The sequence below is a fragment of the Escherichia sp. MOD1-EC6021 genome, assembly GCF_002965245.1.
In the GTDB taxonomy this organism is placed as follows: domain Bacteria; phylum Pseudomonadota; class Gammaproteobacteria; order Enterobacterales; family Enterobacteriaceae; genus Escherichia; species Escherichia coli_F.
The window spans coordinates 22,359-42,889 of sequence record NZ_PTRU01000030.1; the positions used below are offsets into that span (position 1 = coordinate 22,359).

The window sequence follows — 20,531 nt, forward strand, 5'->3', positions numbered from 1 at the left end:
TATCCCTTTGACATATCCCGGCATCAATCCCACAATGGATATACACAAGACATATCCACATAAGGAGGCAAATAATGGAAACCACCGTATTTCTCAGCAACCGCAGCCAGGCGGTCAGACTGCCAAAAGCGGTTGCATTGCCGGAAAACGTAAAACGCGTTGAAGTGATTGCTGTCGGACGAACCCGAATCATTACGCCTGCCGGAGAGACATGGGACGAATGGTTCGACGGAAACAGTGTCAGCGCTGATTTTATGGATAACAGGGAACAGCCTGGTATGCAGGAAAGGGAGTCATTCTGATGCTGAAGTTTATGCTCGATACCAACATCTGCATTTTTACGATAAAGAACAAACCCGCCAGTGTCAGGGAACGTTTTAACCTGAACCAGGGGAGAATGTGCATCAGTTCGGTCACCCTGATGGAGCTGATATATGGTGCAGAAAAAAGCCAGATGCCTGAACGTAATCTCGCTGTGATCGAGGGATTTGTTTCCCGCATTGACGTTCTGGATTACGACGCTGCTGCTGCCACACACACCGGCCAGATAAGAGCAGAACTTGCCCGTCAGGGACGCCCTGTCGGGCCATTTGATCAAATGATCGCAGGTCATGCCCGCAGTCGGGGACTGATTATTGTGACTAATAACACCCGGGAATTTGAACGTGTGGGCGGCCTGAGAATTGAAGACTGGAGTTGACCTGTTCATCAGAAATCATCTCCCGGCTCAACATCCTCCCCGCGCTCCCGGTGCACATTAATGTTCACCTCTTCACGACGCTGCATCTGCTGCTGGATGTCCGGATGATTTTCCTGTTGCCATGCCTCATAAGCGGCCATATCCACCACTTCACCGGATTCACTGATCCCGGGTGGCAGTTGCTGTTCCATCTCTTCTTCCGGTTTCATTTTCAGCTCCTGCTCGATCCCCCCTGCCGGAACATTCACACCTGAATCTGACTTCTTATCGTTGATGGCAGGAGACACCGGCTGTTGCGGCTGTTGCGGCTGTTGCGGCTGTTGCGGCTGTTGCGGCTGTTGCGGCTGTTGCGGCTGTTCAGCCTGAGTCACGTCTTCTCCGGAAACAACCTCCGGGACATCCGGTTCGAAGAGGCTGGCCATCTGACGACCTTCTGCTTCCCTTGCGGCAAGTACGGCACTCAGACGGTTCTCCATTTCCGGGTTGATGTCACGCGGAATAAACTCCGGAGCGACCTTCGGTCGTGTCTGATATTTCAGAGAGAGTTTTACTGCCGGATACGGTCCGGGCAGGGTGACATAACAGGTCAGATCCGGCAGAGACTGAATGTCGGAATAACTGACCAGCGTCTGGCGCTCCATATCCTTACCGGTCGATACCCCGTCACGTACCGGATCAGCACCGTAGGAATACTGCTCGCTGGCTTTCAGGTGCTCTTTCTCACCAATTTCACCGGCAGCGAACTCTGCAATCTTATGGCTGGGAGAACGGAAAAAGGCACGGGTGTTCATGACGTCAAACAGCGAGGCAGCCGCTTTCTCACCGTAGATATCTTCCAGCTGGGCATAGGACTGGATACCAAACACATAACAGCCACCGAACTTACGGGCTTCCGGCAGGATCTCCACCAGGTCCGGCAGTTTGTGTAACGTGGGTAACTCATCACAGAAAAACCACACACGACGGTTACGGTTTTCTCCCATTGCCAGCAGACCACGAATGGCAATGGACAGCCACATGGAGATCACCGGCTTCAGGGAGGCATGGGTGTCGGCATTCGACGAAATAAACAGCCAGCCGTTTTTCTGATCTTCCCGGACACCACGCATCCAGTCACGGATGGTAAAAGACTCACCGTTATGCTCAATCCCCTGCAGGTAACGGATGGCTTTCACGTAGTTGGTCAGCACAGCACGGATGGAAATCGCCGTTTTCTCAATTTTCTCTTCCACCAGGTTGGCCGCCGGTGAATTACGCAGGAAGGTACGCAGTTTTTCGATTTTGATGGAAAGCAGTGTGTCCACCAGTTTGCTGTAGCTGCGGTTGGGGTCATTACGCATCAGGTACGCCGCTTCCGCAAAAATGGTACGTCCTGACCCCTGCCAGAACGGGTCCTCTTTTGTGCCCATCGGGATCAGCGTGTTCGCGGTATTATCAAAATCCGGCTGTGTCAGGCACTCCTTCCACAAATCCCAGGCGGCACAGCGGGCATCCAGCGGATTCAGGATTTTATCGATGGAGGGATCATAGTAACTTTTAACAAATTCCCCTGAACGGTCATAAATCACCACCATATCTCCACGCTGACGGGCGTAGTTGGCCAGACGACGGATAACTTCCGACTTACCGGCCCCGACCGTGCCGTGCAGACAGAAGTTCTGGATTTCGGAATCCCGGATAATCGGCAGGTCGCCAATCCGTATATCGGAGTCCTTGCCGTCTTTTTTCAGTATCCGGGCAACGTCTTTCGGATTGTCTGTCAGCTGACGACCACCTGTGACTTCATTTTCGCTCTGTTGTTTACCCTGACGCCCCAGAATCCAGGAGACAACAAAGAAGGTAATCAGGCAAATAACCAGTGCCACAACTGTGGCCAGAACGAATGCGGACCATAGCTGCTCTCCGCACCAGATCATATATTTATCATGCAGTACCTGAGCAGCATTCATCCGGAAGGTTTTGCCGTAATACTGGATCTCATATACCGGCTGGGACTTGATTAAATCCCGCATGCCTTCCAGCGTGGTACACCACCAGTAAATACAGCCGTTCACAAACGTCTGCCAGCTTATTTTTACCCATAAAACCAGACCAACGAGTATCCAGAAAAAAATAAACAGGCAGTAAAGCATGATATTGGCGATCTGGCTGAACATGCGGATACGCATGGACGCAATCTGACCGCCCTGGGTCATATCCTTTGCGTTAAAACTCATGATGATATTCCGAAGAAAAAAAGTCAGTCGGACTGATTATTAATGATGAAAAGATTAATAACCGTTAAATTCCGGCTTCGCCGGCAACACTTCACGGTCGCACAAAGAATTTGCACAACCGCTCAGTGTTTTCATATTTATTTCGGAAACCCCGGAAAGAAATAAAATTTATTTTATTTCTTTCCGGGGTTGGACCACGAGCAAAGCGAGGCGTCAGTCAGGAGGCCGGTCAGACCAGCCTCCGGAAGATAATCAGAGAATATTTGCGATTGATTTGGCCAGCTGGTCTTCGAGAACAGGCTTCGCCTCTTCAAATTTCAGGTTAACCTTGTTCGCATTTGAGACCACACGGGTCTGGTATTTATGCTGGTTACCTGTTTCAGTACTGGTCTGAATTTTCGCACCTGATGTGCCCTGACGCAGGGCGGCAACATTATCCGTTGTCACCGTTGCCTTAGTACGCTCTGCAATCTGCACATCCGTGATCATGGTATAGTTCACATCTTCCACCATCGCATCTGCAGCCATACCCACCAGACCAGCAGCAAGGCCCACACCGAGTGTGGCACCGGCAGAATTGGAATTATATCCGGTAATACCGGCACCTAACGCTGCACCAACAGCTGCGCCTTCATAACCACGGTTCAGCCATCCCTGAGACTCCCGCAGATCCATCTTATCGGCCTTCAGCACATTCGCCTGAATCCAGTAGTAGGCTTTATCCGGAGAAGTCACCACCTGATACCCTTTTGCTTTCACAGCATCAGCAATTTTGCCCTGCAGCCCACTCATGTCTTTATCAGACGTGTTTTTGATCTGCAGAAATACCGTGCGTTCGCTGGCGGGTTCAAGCCAGATGGTCTCACTCATCTGGGTCTTCACCTCAAGGTTACGCTTCTTGATTGCTGTGCTCATCGCACCACACCCTGAAAGGGCCAGAGTGGAACTGACCAGTGCAACCATCATCAATTTTTTCATTTTCATCAATGTTCCTTCATATTGAATAAAACGTCATAATATACAAATTAAGATTCACTCATCATATCGTTTTGAACTATAACCATATGAATTACCACCGATATCCACACCAATACCTGACATAGGTAACCCTGTTGCAGGATTAGTACGATGAAAATCCATATTATCAAAATCCAGATGCAAATCTTCATTAGTTTGTTCATTTACCTGAGATTGCATCCATTCTCTTACACTTACACAACCACTAACTCGCCTTAATTCGTATAGTGTACCAATGATAAAAACCATCAGGCTTAATAATGGAGAGAGTAAGGAAGATACTGGCATCGTTATATACCAAACGCCTTTACTAAACTTAAACTCATCCGACACATTCCGTTTTTTTCGTATTTGAGAGAACAACCATATAAACAGTCCCTGCCATAGTACTATGAAGAACAGCATAAAAATTGTTTCGGCATTCCCCCAACCAGCCAGATAACAGGCGATAAACTGTATCACCGTTACCAGAGCAATATGGGTTAAACATCTCATTATCATCTCCCAAAAACAGCATTATTGCTTATACTTATCCTGATATTCCTTTGCCCTTTTCATAAGTTCCTGTGGACTGTCAGCCCCGGGCATTCTTTCCTGAGCCGACTTTTCTTCATTATATTTATTATTCTGAGATAATGCCTCTGTTTTATGGTGATTCTGCAGTTCAGAATACTGTCCTCTTACAATATTTTCCTCGCCACGTATGCTGTTCTGAGTATCACCTATATTCCCTTTATATTCTGTGACCATATTATCAACCTGATGTTTTACATCATTACGGATATTACTGTCCTGCGTTCTTTGCTCAATAATGGCCTGATGTCCCTGATGGTCAGCAATAATATCCTGACTGCCACCACCCGAAGGTACGCTCTCCATTCCTTTACCAATATCGCCACGGGATTCACGCCAGGCATTATCAACACCAGGCTGTACCTGTTCCTGCACAAAAGACCAGGCCATCGCCCGACGACGTTCTGCAATCTCCGGTGAACTGGTGTTTGTCAGAATAGCTTCTGCATCCTGTGGCGCGTGTTTCATTACATACTGTGCAAACTGTTGCGACAAGTCTTCACTCATCTGCCCACTCATGCTTTCAGTACGGGATGCCATTTCAGCATATTCATGGCTGCGGGTCATATTCGTCGTGTACTGGTCGTAACTCTGCTTCGCTGAATTCAGAGCTGCAGACAACTGATCCACACGGGAATCAGCATTATTGTCAGTATGGCTGCCGGACTCACTGACCTTGCGACTGGTAAAGTAATCGCTGGCATCTTTAAAGTCTTGTGTAGCTCTGGCATCGATATCATGACGAGCATTATGGCTCGACTGAGTATTACTACTTGCCGTATGCGCATCATTATCTTCCCAATCAATACCAGCCCGACCACCACCTCTAACGCCTAATCCTCCACCAACACCAAGAATTTTAGGTTTAACCCCCCATTCAGCATGAGCATCTCCATACATCCCGGCAGAAGCTCTCGTACTTCTGGATGCCAGTTCCTGAGTCGCCTGCTCCTTACTGATATTATGCGCCTTCGCATAGCTTTCCACTGCACTGCGCATACGGCTGGCCATCATGGAGTCCTGAGCACTCATCGTGCTGTCAGCACCACCGGTGACAGAATCACTGCTCCCCCGGTTAGAACCAAACTGACTGAGCGTGTTCCAGGCACTGGCAATACTGCTGCTGAACCCATGCAGGGCACTTTCGGCTCTGTTCGACGCCTCCCGGGCCATTTCCTGTTGTGCCGCTGCAATCTGACGCGTTGCATTGATACCAACCGGTAACCGGGACATCGCTCCGCTTGCATCCATCACCATATTACCGTCACGGGTCTGTGTGGTGGTTGCACCACTGCCGGTCTGGTACATCATCTGACCAAACGACGTGGTGCTGTTGGTGCTCCAGCTGAAGCCGTTCACGTTTTCCGTCTGCATGTTGCCGTAGGAGTAATTACCGTCAACCACACTACCTGCCGCACTGGCAGTCGGGCTGATAGCAGAGGAAGCGAAATGGCTGTACACACTGGAAAATCCGGCCCCAAGCCCCCTGACCATCATCCAGGATAATGGCGGGATCATCATGGAAAGATACCCGGCAGTGGAAGCCAGATCGGAGTATTTCAGTTGTATCTGTGAAATTTCAGAGAGCACCACCGGCGCACCATTCTGTTTCGCATAAAATGTCATGGCACTGTTCAGAATGGCGTACAAGAGTGGCCATGACTGCAGCCACATCAGGGCAAACACATAACCTTTCAGGACAGACAGCGTCAGTTTGTTGAATACAGCCGCCAGTACCAGGAGCGGGAAAATACCGATGGCGATCCCCGTCAGGATGGTCTGCGTCATGGGCAGTGTCCGCATCGCCACATGACCGATGGAGACATGTGCCAGACGTTGTTTCTCCATCGATGACGTGGTGGCCAGATTCACCAGGCTGGCCGAATCACCATTACGTGCGGCATAACTGGTGATCCCCTCCTTCAGCGCATTGATGGTGACATTCTGGCGGATGATCTGGCTGGCTGATTTACTTGAGCCATAGAAGTAACTGTAACTGTCGCCAATCAGCGTACTGAACAGCAGGTTAGGATCAGGGCGTCCACCAAATAGCTGCTGGGCATAATAATGCCAGGTTTTTCCGCCACTCTGTGTGTCCAGATTCAGCTTGTCTTTCAGCGAAACCGACGCGTCCTTACAGGTTACGAAATTATTATTGCTGTCATAAACGCCCCGCAGCGGGCTGGGGCGGGAAAAAATCAGCGTGTAGGGATCAGCGGAGGCCATCAGCTCCTCCAGCGTGTATTTGTGGTTCAGGTAAATATCCCCCATCACACAGTTCTGCACATAATCCTGGAAAAGATTGGCGATTTCCGGATTGCGGGACAAAAAGTCGGTGCTTTTTGATACCAGTTCTGCGCCAAACAGCATCCCCGTTTTGCTGTAGGTGACACTGTCCGGTTGCGTGAAGATCATCTCGTAACTGGCCACCATTGCATGCCCGATACGGGTCGTCAGTGAAAGTGGCATCGCCAGTCCGACCGGCACATTATCCACCCGGTGAACTTTGACCAGGTCACTGTTATCAATAATCTGCACCGATGTGCGGACATTAACCAGCAGGCTGATAAGCACAAATACGGCCACCCAGCCCAGCAAATCCATCACGTTGTGCCGCTGTACCCACATTACGGCCACCGCGAGAACAGACAATGTGAGCGCAATTTTTTCAATGGAATCCCACGTCCTGGTTCCCATAAAGGCGGCAATGGCGTTCAGGTTATTCCGCAACCACTCACCACCGGCAATCACATAAACTTCATTCACCGCGTGCTCCCTCCGAAGTGATAGTTGTTCTGGTAACGACTGAGCATGCGGGCGGAAAGCTGCTGACGCATGTAGCTCATCTGACGATCGACAACCAGCAGCGCATCCTGCTGTACCTGCACCTGTGACTGAAACGCCGCAATCTGCCGGGTGGCATCATTCATGTTGTCGTTAATATGTCCGATAACCGCTTCGTCATAATTTCCCGTGGCCACCATCGCCCGGGCCTGCTGTATCAGCTCCTGAATGTACTGCAGCAGGATGTCGTAACCGATATAGTCCGTCAGCTGGTAAATCATGCTGTTGGAAACTCCGAGCATCTGCGGGTCAACCAGGTATTTGAAGACGGGGATGGTGGTACTGGAAATAAAGCCTTTTTCCTTGTCATCCAGAGGCGTGTCACTGACCGCCTTGTTCTGAATGCTGGCCAGAAGTTTAGTAATCTGAGACTTCAGTGCATTATCCCGGCTGATAGTCACCGGTGTGTCTGCCACCACTTTCAGGCATTTATCAGAATCGTTGCAGTGATAAATTTTTGCTGTGCCGCCTTCCATCATGGCCCGGATAATTGAGCGGTCAGTGGTTCTGGCTGACAGCGGTGTGATTTCGCCGTTGGGACCAAACACCAGTGAGCCGGTCAGCGTCATCACAAATTCTTTCAGCTCTTTGTTGCCGTCAAACATTCTGTTTTTGGAAAGCGCATTCCACATGATGTTGATGTTTTTGGTCACCCGCTCCTTATCCTTGTCGCTGGCTTTATCCCTGACACTGTCAGATTTCCCGCCAACGGTACATCCCTGCCGGGAAGCCGCCCAGTCAGCAAAAATATTGCTCTCACCGGCAATGTCCTGACAGACTTTCTGCTGGGACACCTGCGTCCGGGGGAAAAGCCCGCCGATAATCCCCTGTGCAGCCTGGCAGGAACTGAGGTTCATACTGTTAATGTCGCTTGCCATTTTCTGCACGAAGTCTTTTGCGGTTTTTATTTCCGGCACCGTTGTCTGCAGGGCAAGGTCAAAAAAGTAACCGGCAGCATTGCTCATAATCTGCTTAACAAAACGCTGCAACTGCTCACCATTAATAAAACTGAACGAGCCGAGATAGGCGTCGATGCCGCCACATCCAGCATTGATATCCGGCAGCGTCATGGAAATTAGCTGAACATTTTTGACCTGAGTACGGGCATACAGGGAGCCACCGTAAGCATAGCCGGCGGCCTGCCCCTGCCAGACGCCCGGCTGTGTGGTATTGGAAGCAAATCCCAGCTTATTAAAGAACTGATTCATGTCGCTGTTCACATCCGCTGACGCTGCAGGCGTCACCGTCAGTAAGGCGGCACAAAGAACCAGAAGAGGTTTAATGCGTGGCATCATTCTTGCCCTCCCTTAATGTGTTCTCCCGGTGCATACGACATTTCAGCAGGAATATCTCGATATTTCCGTATATTAATTCGTACATTGGGGACAGAAAAAAATGTAACAAGAAACCCGGCTGCAAGCGCATATAACGTATACGGAATGGCATATATCAGGATATTCCACATATAACTCAAATTATTTAATTCCGGGTCCGCTTTCCACGAATCAATACAGGCATCAAAAATAATATCCATAACTGTCCATAAAACAATTCCGGCAGTCAGGAATACCAGAGACAACCCAGCATACCTGCCAGTAATTCTGGAAATGTATTTATAATCTCGTTCTGTACTTCTGATTTTGAGCTCAGGATTACTTTTATTTTCTCTCATTATAAGTTCCCTCTGATATTTCCGATTATTCATTCAGACCGGTCATGCGGCTGTAATATATTTCAGACACCGAAATCCATCCCACAATTGCCCCCACAAAAAACACAACAGAAACAGAAAAGGTAAGACTCAGCGAAACGACAATTTCTACAGGGCTGGCGGGATAAAAAAGCCCCTGACGGATAAAGGGGATATTCCGGCAATGAGTAACACCACCTGCTTATTTCGCACCTTTTTTTCCTCCGTACATCTGCAAAACGGTATCCACCCGCGCCATAAAACCGGCGGCATCCGTTGCCCCCTGTAAAAGCGGTAATGCCTCAAGCGTGTTGACGTTGACCAGGAAGGTGGTCGGTGTGGCCACCGGGATATTCGGGAAGAAGGTCTGCATCACCTCCGGTGGCACCGGTAATGCTTCAGGAAAGGCCGTATCCCCCTGACCATCCAGGGTGTAGGAAAAAACGGAAAAGCCGTACTGCTGTGCCAGCTGTTTCAGTACCGGGTCAAACTGGTGACAGTAAGGGCAATGCCCCTGCATAAACAGCACCACCTTCCAGTCGGCCAGGTTAACCTGCCTGCCATTACTGAGGCGGAACCAGCGGGGAGCCGGCTTTGCTGTCCTGGCTGACGTGCCTGCTGCCGGTTGTGCAGGCTGCGTAGCCATACCCTGCGGATTCCAGAGTCGCTCTATTTCATCCCGGGTGGAGGCCTGCACAGCAGCGGCGCTCAGCAACAGGGTGAACAGCAGTGATTTAGTGAGAGACATGTCCGCCCTCCTGCTGCCCTTCCATCATGGCCTGTTGCCTGGCTTCCAGTGCCTCACGCTCTTCCCGGCTGACACGGGCAATCCATGCATCCAGCACCTGGTATGCGCCGAACAGTACGAGAATGGCCGCAATCAGCTCCGCCAGAAAAAAAGCCATCCAGGGTTTGCTGTAAACAAGACGGGCGACGATATGAAACCAGACACCCAGGGAAAATACCCACATTCCCGTAATATCAAGTCGGGGTAAAGAGAATCTGCGTTTACTTATCATGTTAAACTCCGGTTATTATTTACATGAGAGTATTCATGTCTGTAATATTCGCGTTTGTGTGATATTAATCAGAGGTACAAATGGAAAAGCGATCTTTTAAAGAAAAACTGGAAATAATCAGAAACATAATAAGAGAGTCGTTACTGGGAAATGCGGCAATTATTGCGCTGATATATGCAGCATCACATTCATTACCGGTCAATGCCTTCCCTGACTATCTTGTAATAAGTTTATTAAGTATCGCAGCAGGCATCGTTGTATTATGGTTATTTTCAATTATCTATATTTATTTTTGTGAGCTATTCAGAAGCCACTGGATTGCGGTATGGTTTATCATATGGTCTTCAGTAATCAACCTCATTATTTTGTATGGTTTTTATGACCGTGTTATATGACTTAGCCTGTCATAAGCCCCCTTATAAAAAACCACATCACTCCGGACCATACCGATGACAACACAATACAGATAAATATTCTTCTGAACCTGTCGAAGCTCGTAACGTCCGGTAATGCGGCCGCAACTATTGAAACAACCAGTGCTGCGCCCTGACTCATAATTGCACCACACAGAAACCAGAGACTGGCGGTAAGCACATATAAACACGCGATATTAATAACAAGGAAAACCAGTGAGCTCAGGAGAAACATTTTCCTGTCATTACGCTCAGAAAAGAAATAACCGGCAATAATGACAAATATTAACAGAACACCACCTGTAAACATTTTCAAATAATCTTCACTCATAAATCAAATCCGCGATTAAAAATTGGGTTTAAAATCTTCAGAAACGTTCAGGAACTGTTTTGCCAGGTCGTCCTGCGAAATAAAGCCGTATGATAACGGGCGAACACTGCCCTGTTTCGGGTCAACCAGCATCATGGCCGGGAAATATTTCACGCCGAGGCGCTGCGCCTGCCCCTGGTCAGTCCGGGAATCCGGCAACAGCGGATTAATCACGCCATCCACGGAAACGGGAATAACACTCAGACCATACGTATCCCGGAAGCCATTAATGACCTGCGCCAGTTGCCCGTCGATGGGGTCCTGCCCCCGGTAAAAAAACATGATGCCGTAGTGTTCAGCCAGTTTCGCAATGGCCTGTCGCTGCTGCGCCTGGTCTGCTGCCAGCTGGTTCCGTACCGTGCCGTTGTAATGGCTGTACTGCAGGTTATAGTCCAGTTCAGGATGTGCCAGCATGGCCTTTCTGGCGCTCATGGTGAAAAGCCCGGCCTGCTGAGTCCAGTAATTTTGCAGCCGGAAATATTTCACAAAATTATCCACGCCGGGATACAGAATGGCTTCGTACAGCGCCCGCTTTGTTGCCGTCTGCAGTGCGGCCAGTTTCTGCATAATATCCGGTTCCTGACGGGGGGCTGCAGGTACAGGTTTATTTTCTTTTTCCTTCGGATTTATTTTCTCGTTATACCACTGCCAGCCTGCATCTTTTCCTGACGCCGGAAAAATAAAGCAGCAGAGTAACAGTGGCAGTAATGCTTTATTCATCTTCATTCCTTTCATCACTTTTTCTTTCATCAGGTTTCTGCAGGTCAGTCAGGGCAGAAAAACAAAAATACAGAATAAACAGGAGCACACCGGAGTAAAGGATAACGAAAGCAGCGGCAAGCATCCCGTCTGCCGTGGTTTCTTTTACCGTATCCCACGACCAGATAATTACCGGAGAAATGACAATCGCTGTAATCAAAAGCCGGATAAGAAAATCAATAAAACGGTTCGACGTGAATATGACTTTCATCATTTCCCCCGGTTATTTCCCATACCTTACTGTCCTGCCTGTTTCAGCTGGTCAGCAATCTGCTCTTTCACTTTCTGCGTCAGAACGCCACTGTCCGGGATTTTCTGGTTATTCATCAGGTCTTCGTAGAAGTTAGTGAAATCCAGTCTGTTGAACTGAATTTTCTGCAGCTCATCAACCGTAATCCCCCGACAGTCAGGATGCTTCGCACTACCAAAACTGATACGCAACTGACCGTTGCGCCCCTGCTGCTGGACTATCTGCGCCAGCTTCGAATCAAACTGACAGTAGCTGCGTTTTTTCTCCAGACAGACACCCAGCACTTTCTTCGAACAGAACTCCCCGACGCTGACGGTCAGTTTGTTTGATTTTGCTTTAGCCAGGGCTTTTTCATCACTGCTGCATTTGGCCAGCCCGATATCCTGTCCCCAGCCGCTGTCCTTACAGCAGTTGCTGTATCCGGCTGCAGCCTTCTTACAAAATTTCGCCTGACCGGTGAAAGCACGGACATCCACCCCGTTCAGCGCCGCAACATCCTTACCTGCTGCGGCCAGTGCCGCCAGCTGAGAAACGGCTTCGGCAAAATCATTACTCTTCCCGCTCTGAGCCTTATCGCATTCGCCATCGAGACAGAAGACGTCTCCCCCACAGACCATCACTTTCCCGGATGTTTTTGACTCACAGGAGTACGTGGCATATTCATGCAGACAGGCACCTTCTTCGGAGTAAAAGGCGCACTGGTGTGACACCAGGGTACAGGCAGGATTGTCGGTGTAGGTCTGACAGGTTCCCTTGTCTGCTGACTGTGTGACATACGTGTCCCGGTATGCCCAGCAGCTCTGGTACATGCTGTATGACTGACCGTCTTTCACCAGCGTCCTGTTCCCGCCAGCCTCCGTACATTCTGTTTTTGTCAGTTTCCCCAGCTCCTTGCTGAACGGGCAGCTTTCAGACCAGACAACATACGGGGTGTACGAGGCTTTTTTTACCCTGACAACCAGACGCAGCTTCATTGCCGTATGACGTTTGAATTTTGTATTCCCGACCCGGACGGGGTGAGATGACGTAAAAGCCACACCGGCAGTCAGTGTTTTCTGTACTGGTGTAAATGAGGCATCTGCTGAGTATTTGGCATTCCAGCTCAGTGGGGTTCCCAGTACTGTAATTGTCATAGGTACACTCTTCTGCAGGTAAGTACGACTCCAGCTGTAATGCGCATCGACAATTTCACCGGTAACGGGAGAGGTAATGGAGACAACATACTGACCATTCACTTCACGTGCAGGTAGCTGACTCATTTCATACTCCAGCGTCCGGGTTTCCCATGTGGTACTCCCCTGCAGCTCCATACGGGCAGTTCGTGTGCAGTACTGCTCCACCTGTAAATCCCGCTCACAGGTGTAATTCGTGTATTCACTCCGGCTAATCTCCTGCGCACTGCACTGCTGCCCGGTGTTTCCCACAATGCTGTCAGCCCGGTTCACCACATCCCTGCCGGTCTGGATAAACGGTGCATCCGGTGAAAGAATGTCTTTCGGCTTGTTCATGAATGACTCTGTGATGGTTTTTCCGGTTTCACCGGTCGCCCATTCCGTGGTGCCGTCATTTTTCAGGCCGCCATCCCCGCCGGCAGTCACGCCACCGTAGTATTTTGTCTCGTCCGGATTCGCGTTATAGCCGGGGATACTCTCCTGTGGCTTAAAGCCCTGAATACTGCTGCTTCCCTGTCCTTTGATCTGGTGAGCAAAATCAGAGCCGGCCCGGTAATCACTGTTGCTGTCAGCCTGTGCCATGCCGGCAACCAGAGCCAGTATCAGAGGTAAAATACGTTTCATTTCCCGGAATCTCCTTTCCCTGCCAGTAAATCATGAGCCACCTGCCGGCAGTCACCCGTGGCGGCCACTTTCTCCAGCGCCTGGCCGACCCGCAGGTTTCCCCGGATGATGTCGTATCCCTGACTGCAGAACACCACCAGTGCCGGTACACTGCGAATGCCGTACTGTGAAAACAGCGTCGGGTCGATCTGAACACCATCAGTCGCGCCGTCTTTCACCAGGGACAGCACGGCTTCAGCGGTGGTCTTCAGGTCATTGTTCACCATGCCCCGCAGTGTGGCGGGTATACCGTAGTGCCGGGTTTCGCCCAGCATTCGTTTCAGCCCCTCTTCGGGAATGGAAAACGACACAAAATACAGGGCACCCTGCCGGGGTTTCCCGTCCTGCGAAGCCTGCTGTTTACGAACCAGCTCATCCAGGAAATGGTTATCTGAACGCTGAAGGGGGTTTTCCAGCACCTGCTTCTCCGCCCAGGCTTTCAGCTGATGGTCAGGTTTTTCACGCAGTTGTCTGCTTAAATTTTCCTGCTGCTTCAGGAACTGGCGGTTTTCAGGAGTGTTCACGTTTTCTGACGCCATAACCGCCCCGTTCAGCATCATCAGCAGTGCTGCCAGAGATTTCATACTCAGCTTCATCATTCACCTCACAGGAAGACACAGTTACGTTTACGCCACATCAGGTAGCCGAAGTTTTTCTTTGTATTGGGCGGATTTTTCCCGGTTTCCCAGCGGGTCACACTGCGCCCGAACGGGTGGCACTGTCCGCTGTCCGGGTACATATTCACCATCTGGTAACGCCAGCGTTCTTTGGGCAGGATTGGGGACGGATATTCATTACAGACGGCGTTATTTTTCCCGATGGTTTCCATAATCATGCCCTGACGGTGCAGCTTGAACGCCATGCGTTCACTGACCAGCAGGGAGGACTGCAACGGACTGGACTCATTACTCACCCAGCCATTGAACGGGTACATACTTCCCTGCGAACCGGCACACCAGAACAGAACATCGAGAGGCATATTAAAGGCGCTGGCAATCGCATCTGCTGCACAGGCCCCCTGTGCTATCGGATTGGCAAAGATGACAGCTTCCGGATTGAGAATGGTGGTCAGGCTGCTGTCCGTCCAGGTGGGGTCGATTTCAGAAAGATAAGCGATATCCAGGTCACCACCTTCCAGACAGCCCAGCGATGTGATGATGTTAAGCCAGTACGTCAGCGGGTATTTGTACCAGTGAACGTGATAGAACGCCCCGTTCACCTGCTTCTCATCCTTTTTCGCCGTTCCCTGTGCCGTTTTACCAAAAGCCGGCAGGCTGAAGCCCAGGTTCACCATGCATCCCGGTGATCGGGTGACGTCCGTCAGCGCCATCGGCTCCCAGTAACCAATGGCCAGCCCGATACGCCTGAACAGCGGCGGCGGTGCCGGACAAATCTGAATGGGCATCGACGGGTTCGCCGTGTCGGGGACCTTACCCTGACTGACTTTGATACTGCCCAGCGAGAGCGGGAAAATACAGCTCCAGCAGATATCCGTGATCGGGTTTACAAAACGCCCCTCACAGGCAGAATCCGCAGACGCTGCAGGGACATGACCGGCGAGAAGGAATAACATCAGCAGCCACAGGCTTCGCTTCATTTTCTGCCCTCCTCTGCCGGAATAAATTCCACCTTCAGGAAGCGATCGCCGGGAACGGCGCTCACCCGTGCCGGGACCTGATCAATGCCGAGGCGCTGGCAGAGCACACCGTTCTGGTCAAAGTAAACACGGCTGTCCAGAGACTTCTGCATCTCCGGGATACTGCCCTGCACGAGGATAATTTTGCTCTCCAGTGTGGGCGGCGTCTGGCGTTTCATCCAGGCCACCTGCGCCGGATCATCGCCATTGATGAAATACAGCGTCTGGTTAAAAGGAACATACTGCAGCGGATTCATCACTTCTCCCTGACGGGCAAACACCCGCCCTTCGTTATCCCGGATATCCGCAGCCAGTCTGACGGACGGGTCAAACAACCGGCTGCCGTATTTCTCCGTGCGTCCGATACCGGGCACGGCAGGGGGCCGCAGACTGTTGCGGATCACCCGCTCCTTAAAGGCATCCATTTTCCGGCCCATCTCACCGGACTGCTCCAGTGCCGTCAGGCGCTGCATGATCACCGTCAGCATGTCCGGCTCCTTTACCGGCCACAGATCGCCCCAGGTACCAAGATCGGCGGCGGCCACACTCTGCCCCCATATCAGCAGGGCAATCAGCCCCCGGCATCTCATGGCTCCGCCCTCATTCGCCGGGCAATATCCTGCTGGATTTCCCGGGTGATATCCGGTGCCCCCTGTACCACAGCAGGCGACACCAGAATGACTGCGTGGTGTTTCTGCTGCCACGCCTGCAGGCTGGCTTCCAGTGCCGTGTTAAAACGCGCTGAAAGGGCTTTTGACTGCGCTTCTGACAGTTGTTTCTGACTGGCGCTGTCAAAAAACGCATCCACGGTCTGTTTCATGTTGAAGGCGACAGTCACCGGTGCGTTCAGTCTGACAATGCCGTAACTGACGGCTGCGTTCAGTAACACCATTGCCAGGCATCCCGGCACCGTCCACCACCAGTGGCTGCGTCGTTCTGCCGTGACGTCGGCGGGTTTCTGCGTTGAACTCATGCCACACTCCTGTTTTTCTCATGTTCTTCCAGCCAGGCTTCCAGCGAAGCCATCTCCGGCCCTGACTTCTTCCACGCCAGCTGCCACACCGCCTCATGAATACTCAGCCCCTCTTTACGCTTCTGCTGCACAAACTCAAAATCCGGGCCGTCAGAGCTGTACATGGCGCGGCTTAACGGGTCCACAAACAGGCGGTGCCAGGAGGAGTGGTTCTCCACCTGCAGCAGGAAGGAACTGAACCACTGGTCTTTGGCCGCACCAAACTTACCAATCATGTCGCGCTGCAGTGGCAGGAACTGGTCCGGATACAGCTGGTTGTATTTCGCGAACTCCTTCGCACTCTGTTTGAGGATAATTTTGTAGGAGGAGTTACCCCATGCCGCGCGGGCAGCACTGGAGGCCTTGTCAGAGTCAAAGTCGACGATGTTCTGTGTGATGGTGATATAGGCACCGGTATGACGGCGGGCGGTACGGTAGCCTTTCTCAATAAATTCACCGACCTTGTGATTTTTGAAGTCCAGCAGACGCCAGCCTTCATCAATAACGTTCAGTTTTTTGAGATTACGCGGCGTGCGGTACATCCTGTTCTCGATGTAAATGATAAGGCTGAACATCACCGCAACCAGCAGTGACGGACGGTCTTCCAGTCCGCCCAGCTCCAGCACCACCATTTTTGCGTCATCCCGCAGGGACGGCTCATCAGAGTTAAAATACTGGCCGTAAGTGCCGTTGGCAGTGTACTGGTCAAGCAGCACAATCATTTCGTCCAGACGGCTGCGGATAGTCGGTGACTCGGCATACTGCTCGCTGTCACTGGCGTTTTTCAGGAAATCCACCACGTCATCAATACGTGCTCTGTTCTCTTTGGCCAGCCAGGAGGCTCTGACCGCCTGCAACAGCAGACCTTCATGCACTTCATCCAGGTTACCGTTGGGGCTGGCCATCACTGACAACTGGTCACGGACACGCTCCGCTGACTGGTCAATATCGGTGATGTTCGCAAACGGGTTAAAACGCAGGGTTTCACCGTCCAGATACACCCCGCCCATGTTCTCACACAGGGACTTGTATCCATCCCCCATGTCGAACACCACGGCAAAGCCTCCGGAGTCCAGCACGCTGCGGATAAGTGGCTGTATCAGCCCGGTTTTACCGGCCCCGGAGGTGCCACAGACCGCCATGTTGTAGTTGGTGTTATTCATCCCCCGGAAGAAAATATCGATAAACGCCAGCTGGTTACGGTAGGTGGGTGCCAGCAGACCTGCCGGTGTCAGGGGGTTATCCGCCACTAACGGCATCAGGTTGGCAACATTAAAGCTCTCTGCGCGCTGAACCACTCCGGCCTCTTTCAGCTGTTTAAACAGCCCTTTCCCGGCCATAAAGGGCAGGCAGGTCAGGAAATTGCGCATGTGGTTAAAGCGCGGTGAAATCAGCTCAAAACCGTTTTTACGAAAGCTGTTCAGGATGTCCTGCTCCACTTCCAGTGCCGTTTCATTATTGTCCTTGCAGAAGGCTGTGATGTTGAGGAAGTAGGACACGACAGAGGACTGACCGGAGCCCAGCCGCTGACGCAGTTCCCCCCACTCCTTCGCCTCTTTCTCCACGGACGGAAACCATTTGGCATAGGAGGTCTTCGACTTTTTCTCCAGGTCCATGTACTTCAGGTTGGCTTCGCTGTGGGTTTTCACCTGGTCTTCCACCACCAGAGTCAGCGTCAGGATGAACGGACAGGAGATGGACAGTTCCGGGTTCAGCAGGTTGCTGTAGTTGTCGGCCATGTTCCACAGGAAGGCGATTTCCGGGTTACGGGCCAGATGGAAATTCAGGATGCGGGCCGTGCTGTTCCTGCCGTTCTCACGCAGGCCCAGCGTCAGGTAATCAGCCCGGACTTTCAGATCAAAACTGTCCTCCACACACTGATAATTCAGATCAGAATACGGGTCCAGCTGACGTCTTTTCGGGTACAGGGAATCCGGGTTATGGTTAATCATCTCCCCGACAATATCGATAAAGGCCTGTGCATCCACCGTCTGTGTGGTGATACTGGCCCCCTGTAACGACGCCCGGATGATTTTCACCAGGTTTTCCATTTCCAGAATGTCGGCCCGGCTTTTTTTCTTCGAGGGAGAACAGTACGAGATAAACACCCGGTAATGGCGCAGGGTCAGGGGCAGATTCATTCCCTCCGGCAGCGGAAACTGTGTCGCTGCCGCTTTCATATAATAGGCCCGGGTAATCGCGTTAAACCGTTCGGCCTGTTCGCCAGACCAGGAGAACTCACGCAGCCCGTATTCAATCCTGTCACCAACCAGCTGACTGGACATCAGATGGATACACAACGGAATACCGCGCGGCAGTTTGGTGCGCAGCATATGATCGAGGGCCTCCACAATGGACTCATTCGCCCCATTGATGGGAATGGCTTCCAGCATAAAGCCCATCGTGGTGTCATTCATGAACAGACCGGATTCCTGGTTGTAATCACGGTACGGCAGCAGACGGCTGAACTGCGGGAAGCTCATTTCGCCCAGCACTTCATTGGCCTTTGCTGATTCGTCAGGCAGTTTCAGTGCTGTGACGAGGGAGTTAACCGCCTGAGTGACGGCCTCAAGTGGGTTATTACTCATATGAGTATTCCTTAGTGCGTTTAAAAAAGGAAAATATCAGTCTGTGGCCGTGGATATATCACGCAGTGCCATTCCTGAAACCACAGCACAAATAAGAGATGGAGGCTTTTAACAGGAAACCTGGATTAACGTTCCTTTACTGAATGAGCATCATTTAATGCCTGAATTTGTTTTTCGCGAATCTTATTGCGCTCATTTTCTCTTACCCGTTTCACCTCTGCCATTTCGTTTCTTTCTCTACACGCTGATGCAAGCTCTTTTGCCTTACCAAGACTTAAAGGTTCAGGCTGATAATCAGATGTGTCAGACTTAATAGCTTCCTTAAATGCTTCTGCTGCACAGGGGATATCCTGTGTAATCTCTGTCAGTTGTTCTGGTGTTGCAGGTTGTTGCTCAAGGTAGTCATTGTAAAAAAGACCACATATCAACATAGCCATAACGCCAACAAATATAAAAGCCAGAACAGATTCTAAATATATCGACTTCATTTCATTTTCCTTTGAAGCAGTAAGCACTCATTGCCCCCCATTCAGTGTATCCATCACGTTGTTCAAAGGTTTATTTGTTTTAACTTCAATACATTCCCCTGTATTTCCAAATCCCCTGCCTCCGTGTGATTCGATTGTCCGAAGAACCTGCACGCATACGTCCGTATTTGGCATGGGTGTAATATTCCAGCTTCCGCCACCGTTAATATTTTTTATCAGCACAAGAAAAATAAAGGTATGCATTCTTTATTACCTCCGCTTGTATATTAATCACTGAATATCCCTTCAGTTAACTTATGAGGCCATAAAACACTGCAGATTCTCATTCGGATTTATTCCCTTCAGTAAACTTCCGAATAGTATCCTGTTCACGCTGACGGGTGGCAGACTCCTGCATTGCATCCACTTTCTCCTGCCAGAGACGCCGGATATCCTTTTCATCCCGACCAGTCAGTTTTTTACCGGACAGCAGACGGTTAAGCAGTTCCTGTCTCGCATCCGGTACGTCTTCAGTCAGACGCATAAGCTGAACCAGGCTCTGACGGCTGAGGACCATGAGTGATTCCGGCAGGAGGGTGAAGAAGAAAATAAAAAAGCATACCGCACCACAGCAGGCAAGGACCGCAAACAGGATTTTCAGATATATACCATCAACGCCGAACGCAGCAATAATACAGGGAACCCATGCAATACACGCACAAAACGCCAGGATGTTATCTATTCGGTTATGTCTGCGATATATCTGTTGATGTTCATCCAGAATAGAATCTATTTTTTCAGCTTCTGATTTATGCATAGTGTTTCCTCTGCGTTTCCTGCCAGAGACGCCGGATATCCTGTTCATCCCGACCAGTCAGTTTTTTACCGGACAACAAACGGTTAAGCAGTTCCTGTCTCACATCTGGTACGTCTTCAGTCAGACGCATAAGCCGGAGTAATTCCTGACGACTGAGTACCATGCGTGATTCCTCCGGTACGCTGTAATAATTAAAAATACGACTGAATACCCCACAACAGCAGGCAACAGACAGGCACAGGGATTTCAGTAGACTGGCCCCCTGAATCTCCAGACAACCAATATCACTTATTTAAGTGATAGTCTTAATACTAGTTTTTAGACT

General features: G+C 50.6%; 23 protein-coding genes and 2 pseudogenes. 3 read left to right on the forward strand and 22 right to left on the reverse strand.

Translation table 11 applies throughout. The features are described from left to right. Positions 1 to 74: 74 nt before the first annotated feature. Both vapB and vapC read left to right on the forward strand, forming a co-directional pair. Positions 75 to 302 carry a toxin-antitoxin system antitoxin VapB gene (gene vapB, locus BEB54_RS23090; protein ID WP_000450532.1) on the forward strand — a complete coding sequence of 76 codons (228 nt, stop codon included), beginning with the start codon at positions 75 to 77 and terminating at the stop codon, positions 300 to 302. After that, on the forward strand, positions 302 to 700 hold the full coding sequence (gene vapC / locus BEB54_RS23095; protein ID WP_000911317.1) for a type II toxin-antitoxin system tRNA(fMet)-specific endonuclease VapC: 399 nt from the start codon (positions 302 to 304) through the stop codon (positions 698 to 700). The genes vapB and vapC overlap by 1 nt, the downstream gene beginning before the upstream one ends. 8 nt (positions 701 to 708) lie before the next feature. Here vapC and traD read toward each other — a convergent pair whose 3' ends face one another. The 9 genes and pseudogenes from traD to traQ all read right to left on the reverse strand — a co-directional run bounded on the left by traD (position 709) and on the right by traQ (position 10,059). Next, positions 709 to 2,916 (reverse strand): type IV conjugative transfer system coupling protein TraD, encoded by a 2,208-nt coding sequence (gene traD / locus BEB54_RS23100; protein ID WP_105282294.1) that lies wholly within the window; start codon positions 2,914 to 2,916, stop codon positions 709 to 711. A gap of 252 nt (positions 2,917 to 3,168) precedes the next feature. Next, positions 3,169 to 3,900, reverse strand: coding sequence for a conjugal transfer complement resistance protein TraT (traT, locus tag BEB54_RS23105; RefSeq protein WP_000782451.1), 732 nt, complete (start codon positions 3,898 to 3,900; stop codon positions 3,169 to 3,171). A 48-nt stretch (positions 3,901 to 3,948) separates the two neighbouring features. Beyond that, entirely contained in the window at positions 3,949 to 4,434 is a 486-nt protein-coding gene (locus BEB54_RS23110) for a hypothetical protein (protein ID WP_000605868.1), read from the reverse strand. Between the two features lie 15 nt (positions 4,435 to 4,449). After that, the gene (traG, locus tag BEB54_RS23115) at positions 4,450 to 7,272 is read right to left on the reverse strand and encodes a conjugal transfer mating-pair stabilization protein TraG (RefSeq protein ID WP_032285005.1); all 2,823 of its coding nucleotides are present in this window, start codon (positions 7,270 to 7,272) and stop codon (positions 4,450 to 4,452) included. After that, the gene (gene traH / locus BEB54_RS23120; RefSeq protein WP_001517790.1) at positions 7,269 to 8,642 is read right to left on the reverse strand and encodes a conjugal transfer pilus assembly protein TraH; all 1,374 of its coding nucleotides are present in this window, start codon (positions 8,640 to 8,642) and stop codon (positions 7,269 to 7,271) included. Before traH ends, traG begins: the two co-directional genes overlap by 4 nt. Beyond that, positions 8,642 to 9,022, reverse strand: coding sequence for an F-type conjugal transfer protein TrbF (gene trbF, locus BEB54_RS23125; RefSeq protein ID WP_032285004.1), 381 nt, complete (start codon positions 9,020 to 9,022; stop codon positions 8,642 to 8,644). The genes traH and trbF overlap by 1 nt, the downstream gene beginning before the upstream one ends. Positions 9,023 to 9,047: 25 nt before the next feature. Further along, positions 9,048 to 9,313 (reverse strand): annotated as a pseudogene (gene trbJ, locus BEB54_RS29475) (P-type conjugative transfer protein TrbJ). Then, complete coding sequence (trbB, locus tag BEB54_RS23130) at positions 9,243 to 9,788, reverse strand: type-F conjugative transfer system pilin assembly thiol-disulfide isomerase TrbB (RefSeq protein WP_000059851.1); 546 nt, start codon at positions 9,786 to 9,788, stop codon at positions 9,243 to 9,245. The pseudogene trbJ and the gene trbB overlap by 71 nt, the downstream one beginning before the upstream one ends. Then, a complete protein-coding gene (gene traQ, locus BEB54_RS23135) occupies positions 9,775 to 10,059 on the reverse strand; it encodes a type-F conjugative transfer system pilin chaperone TraQ (RefSeq protein WP_000624109.1) in 285 nt (94 codons plus the stop codon). The genes trbB and traQ overlap by 14 nt, the downstream gene beginning before the upstream one ends. Positions 10,060 to 10,139: 80 nt before the next feature. On the opposite strand from traQ, the gene BEB54_RS23140 reads away from it, so the two are divergent. Further along, on the forward strand, positions 10,140 to 10,454 hold the full coding sequence (locus tag BEB54_RS23140) for a toxin ArtA (RefSeq protein WP_105282295.1): 315 nt from the start codon (positions 10,140 to 10,142) through the stop codon (positions 10,452 to 10,454). 1 nt (position 10,455) lies between these two features. Here BEB54_RS23140 and trbA read toward each other — a convergent pair whose 3' ends face one another. From trbA to BEB54_RS23205, 13 genes and pseudogenes are all read right to left on the reverse strand, one after another. Next, positions 10,456 to 10,803: a conjugal transfer protein TrbA gene (gene trbA, locus BEB54_RS23145; RefSeq protein ID WP_105282296.1), complete on the reverse strand. Its 348-nt coding sequence runs from the start codon at positions 10,801 to 10,803 to the stop codon at positions 10,456 to 10,458. Between the two features lie 15 nt (positions 10,804 to 10,818). Beyond that, positions 10,819 to 11,562, reverse strand: a complete 744-nt coding sequence (gene traF / locus BEB54_RS23150; RefSeq protein WP_001030378.1) for a type-F conjugative transfer system pilin assembly protein TraF — start codon at positions 11,560 to 11,562, stop codon at positions 10,819 to 10,821. Continuing rightward, positions 11,555 to 11,812: a conjugal transfer protein TrbE gene (locus BEB54_RS23155; RefSeq protein WP_000864318.1), complete on the reverse strand. Its 258-nt coding sequence runs from the start codon at positions 11,810 to 11,812 to the stop codon at positions 11,555 to 11,557. Before BEB54_RS23155 ends, traF begins: the two co-directional genes overlap by 8 nt. A 26-nt stretch (positions 11,813 to 11,838) precedes the next feature. After that, positions 11,839 to 13,647, reverse strand: a complete 1,809-nt coding sequence (gene traN / locus BEB54_RS23160) for a type-F conjugative transfer system mating-pair stabilization protein TraN (RefSeq protein ID WP_000821835.1) — start codon at positions 13,645 to 13,647, stop codon at positions 11,839 to 11,841. Next, on the reverse strand, positions 13,644 to 14,282 hold the full coding sequence (gene trbC, locus BEB54_RS23165; protein ID WP_000777692.1) for a type-F conjugative transfer system pilin assembly protein TrbC: 639 nt from the start codon (positions 14,280 to 14,282) through the stop codon (positions 13,644 to 13,646). Before trbC ends, traN begins: the two co-directional genes overlap by 4 nt. Before the next feature lie 8 nt (positions 14,283 to 14,290). Beyond that, on the reverse strand, positions 14,291 to 15,283 hold the full coding sequence (gene traU / locus BEB54_RS23170; RefSeq protein ID WP_000830839.1) for a conjugal transfer pilus assembly protein TraU: 993 nt from the start codon (positions 15,281 to 15,283) through the stop codon (positions 14,291 to 14,293). Continuing rightward, complete coding sequence (traW, locus tag BEB54_RS23175; RefSeq protein ID WP_001203720.1) at positions 15,280 to 15,912, reverse strand: type-F conjugative transfer system protein TraW; 633 nt, start codon at positions 15,910 to 15,912, stop codon at positions 15,280 to 15,282. The genes traU and traW overlap by 4 nt, the downstream gene beginning before the upstream one ends. Next, positions 15,909 to 16,295: a type-F conjugative transfer system protein TrbI gene (trbI, locus tag BEB54_RS23180; RefSeq protein WP_000099690.1), complete on the reverse strand. Its 387-nt coding sequence runs from the start codon at positions 16,293 to 16,295 to the stop codon at positions 15,909 to 15,911. The genes traW and trbI overlap by 4 nt, the downstream gene beginning before the upstream one ends. Further along, on the reverse strand, positions 16,292 to 18,922 hold the full coding sequence (gene traC, locus BEB54_RS23185) for a type IV secretion system protein TraC (RefSeq protein ID WP_000069754.1): 2,631 nt from the start codon (positions 18,920 to 18,922) through the stop codon (positions 16,292 to 16,294). Before traC ends, trbI begins: the two co-directional genes overlap by 4 nt. 125 nt (positions 18,923 to 19,047) lie before the next feature. Further along, positions 19,048 to 19,410 carry a hypothetical protein gene (locus tag BEB54_RS28700; RefSeq protein ID WP_000836675.1) on the reverse strand — a complete coding sequence of 121 codons (363 nt, stop codon included), beginning with the start codon at positions 19,408 to 19,410 and terminating at the stop codon, positions 19,048 to 19,050. A gap of 27 nt (positions 19,411 to 19,437) precedes the next feature. After that, on the reverse strand, positions 19,438 to 19,653 hold the full coding sequence (locus BEB54_RS29480) for a hypothetical protein (RefSeq protein ID WP_000556747.1): 216 nt from the start codon (positions 19,651 to 19,653) through the stop codon (positions 19,438 to 19,440). 79 nt (positions 19,654 to 19,732) lie between these two features. Then, positions 19,733 to 20,206: a hypothetical protein gene (locus BEB54_RS23200; protein WP_024214916.1), complete on the reverse strand. Its 474-nt coding sequence runs from the start codon at positions 20,204 to 20,206 to the stop codon at positions 19,733 to 19,735. Beyond that, positions 20,199 to 20,456, reverse strand: a pseudogene (locus BEB54_RS23205) (hypothetical protein); the annotation flags it as partial. The gene BEB54_RS23200 and the pseudogene BEB54_RS23205, both read right to left, overlap by 8 nt. Positions 20,457 to 20,531: the final 75 nt, after the last annotated feature.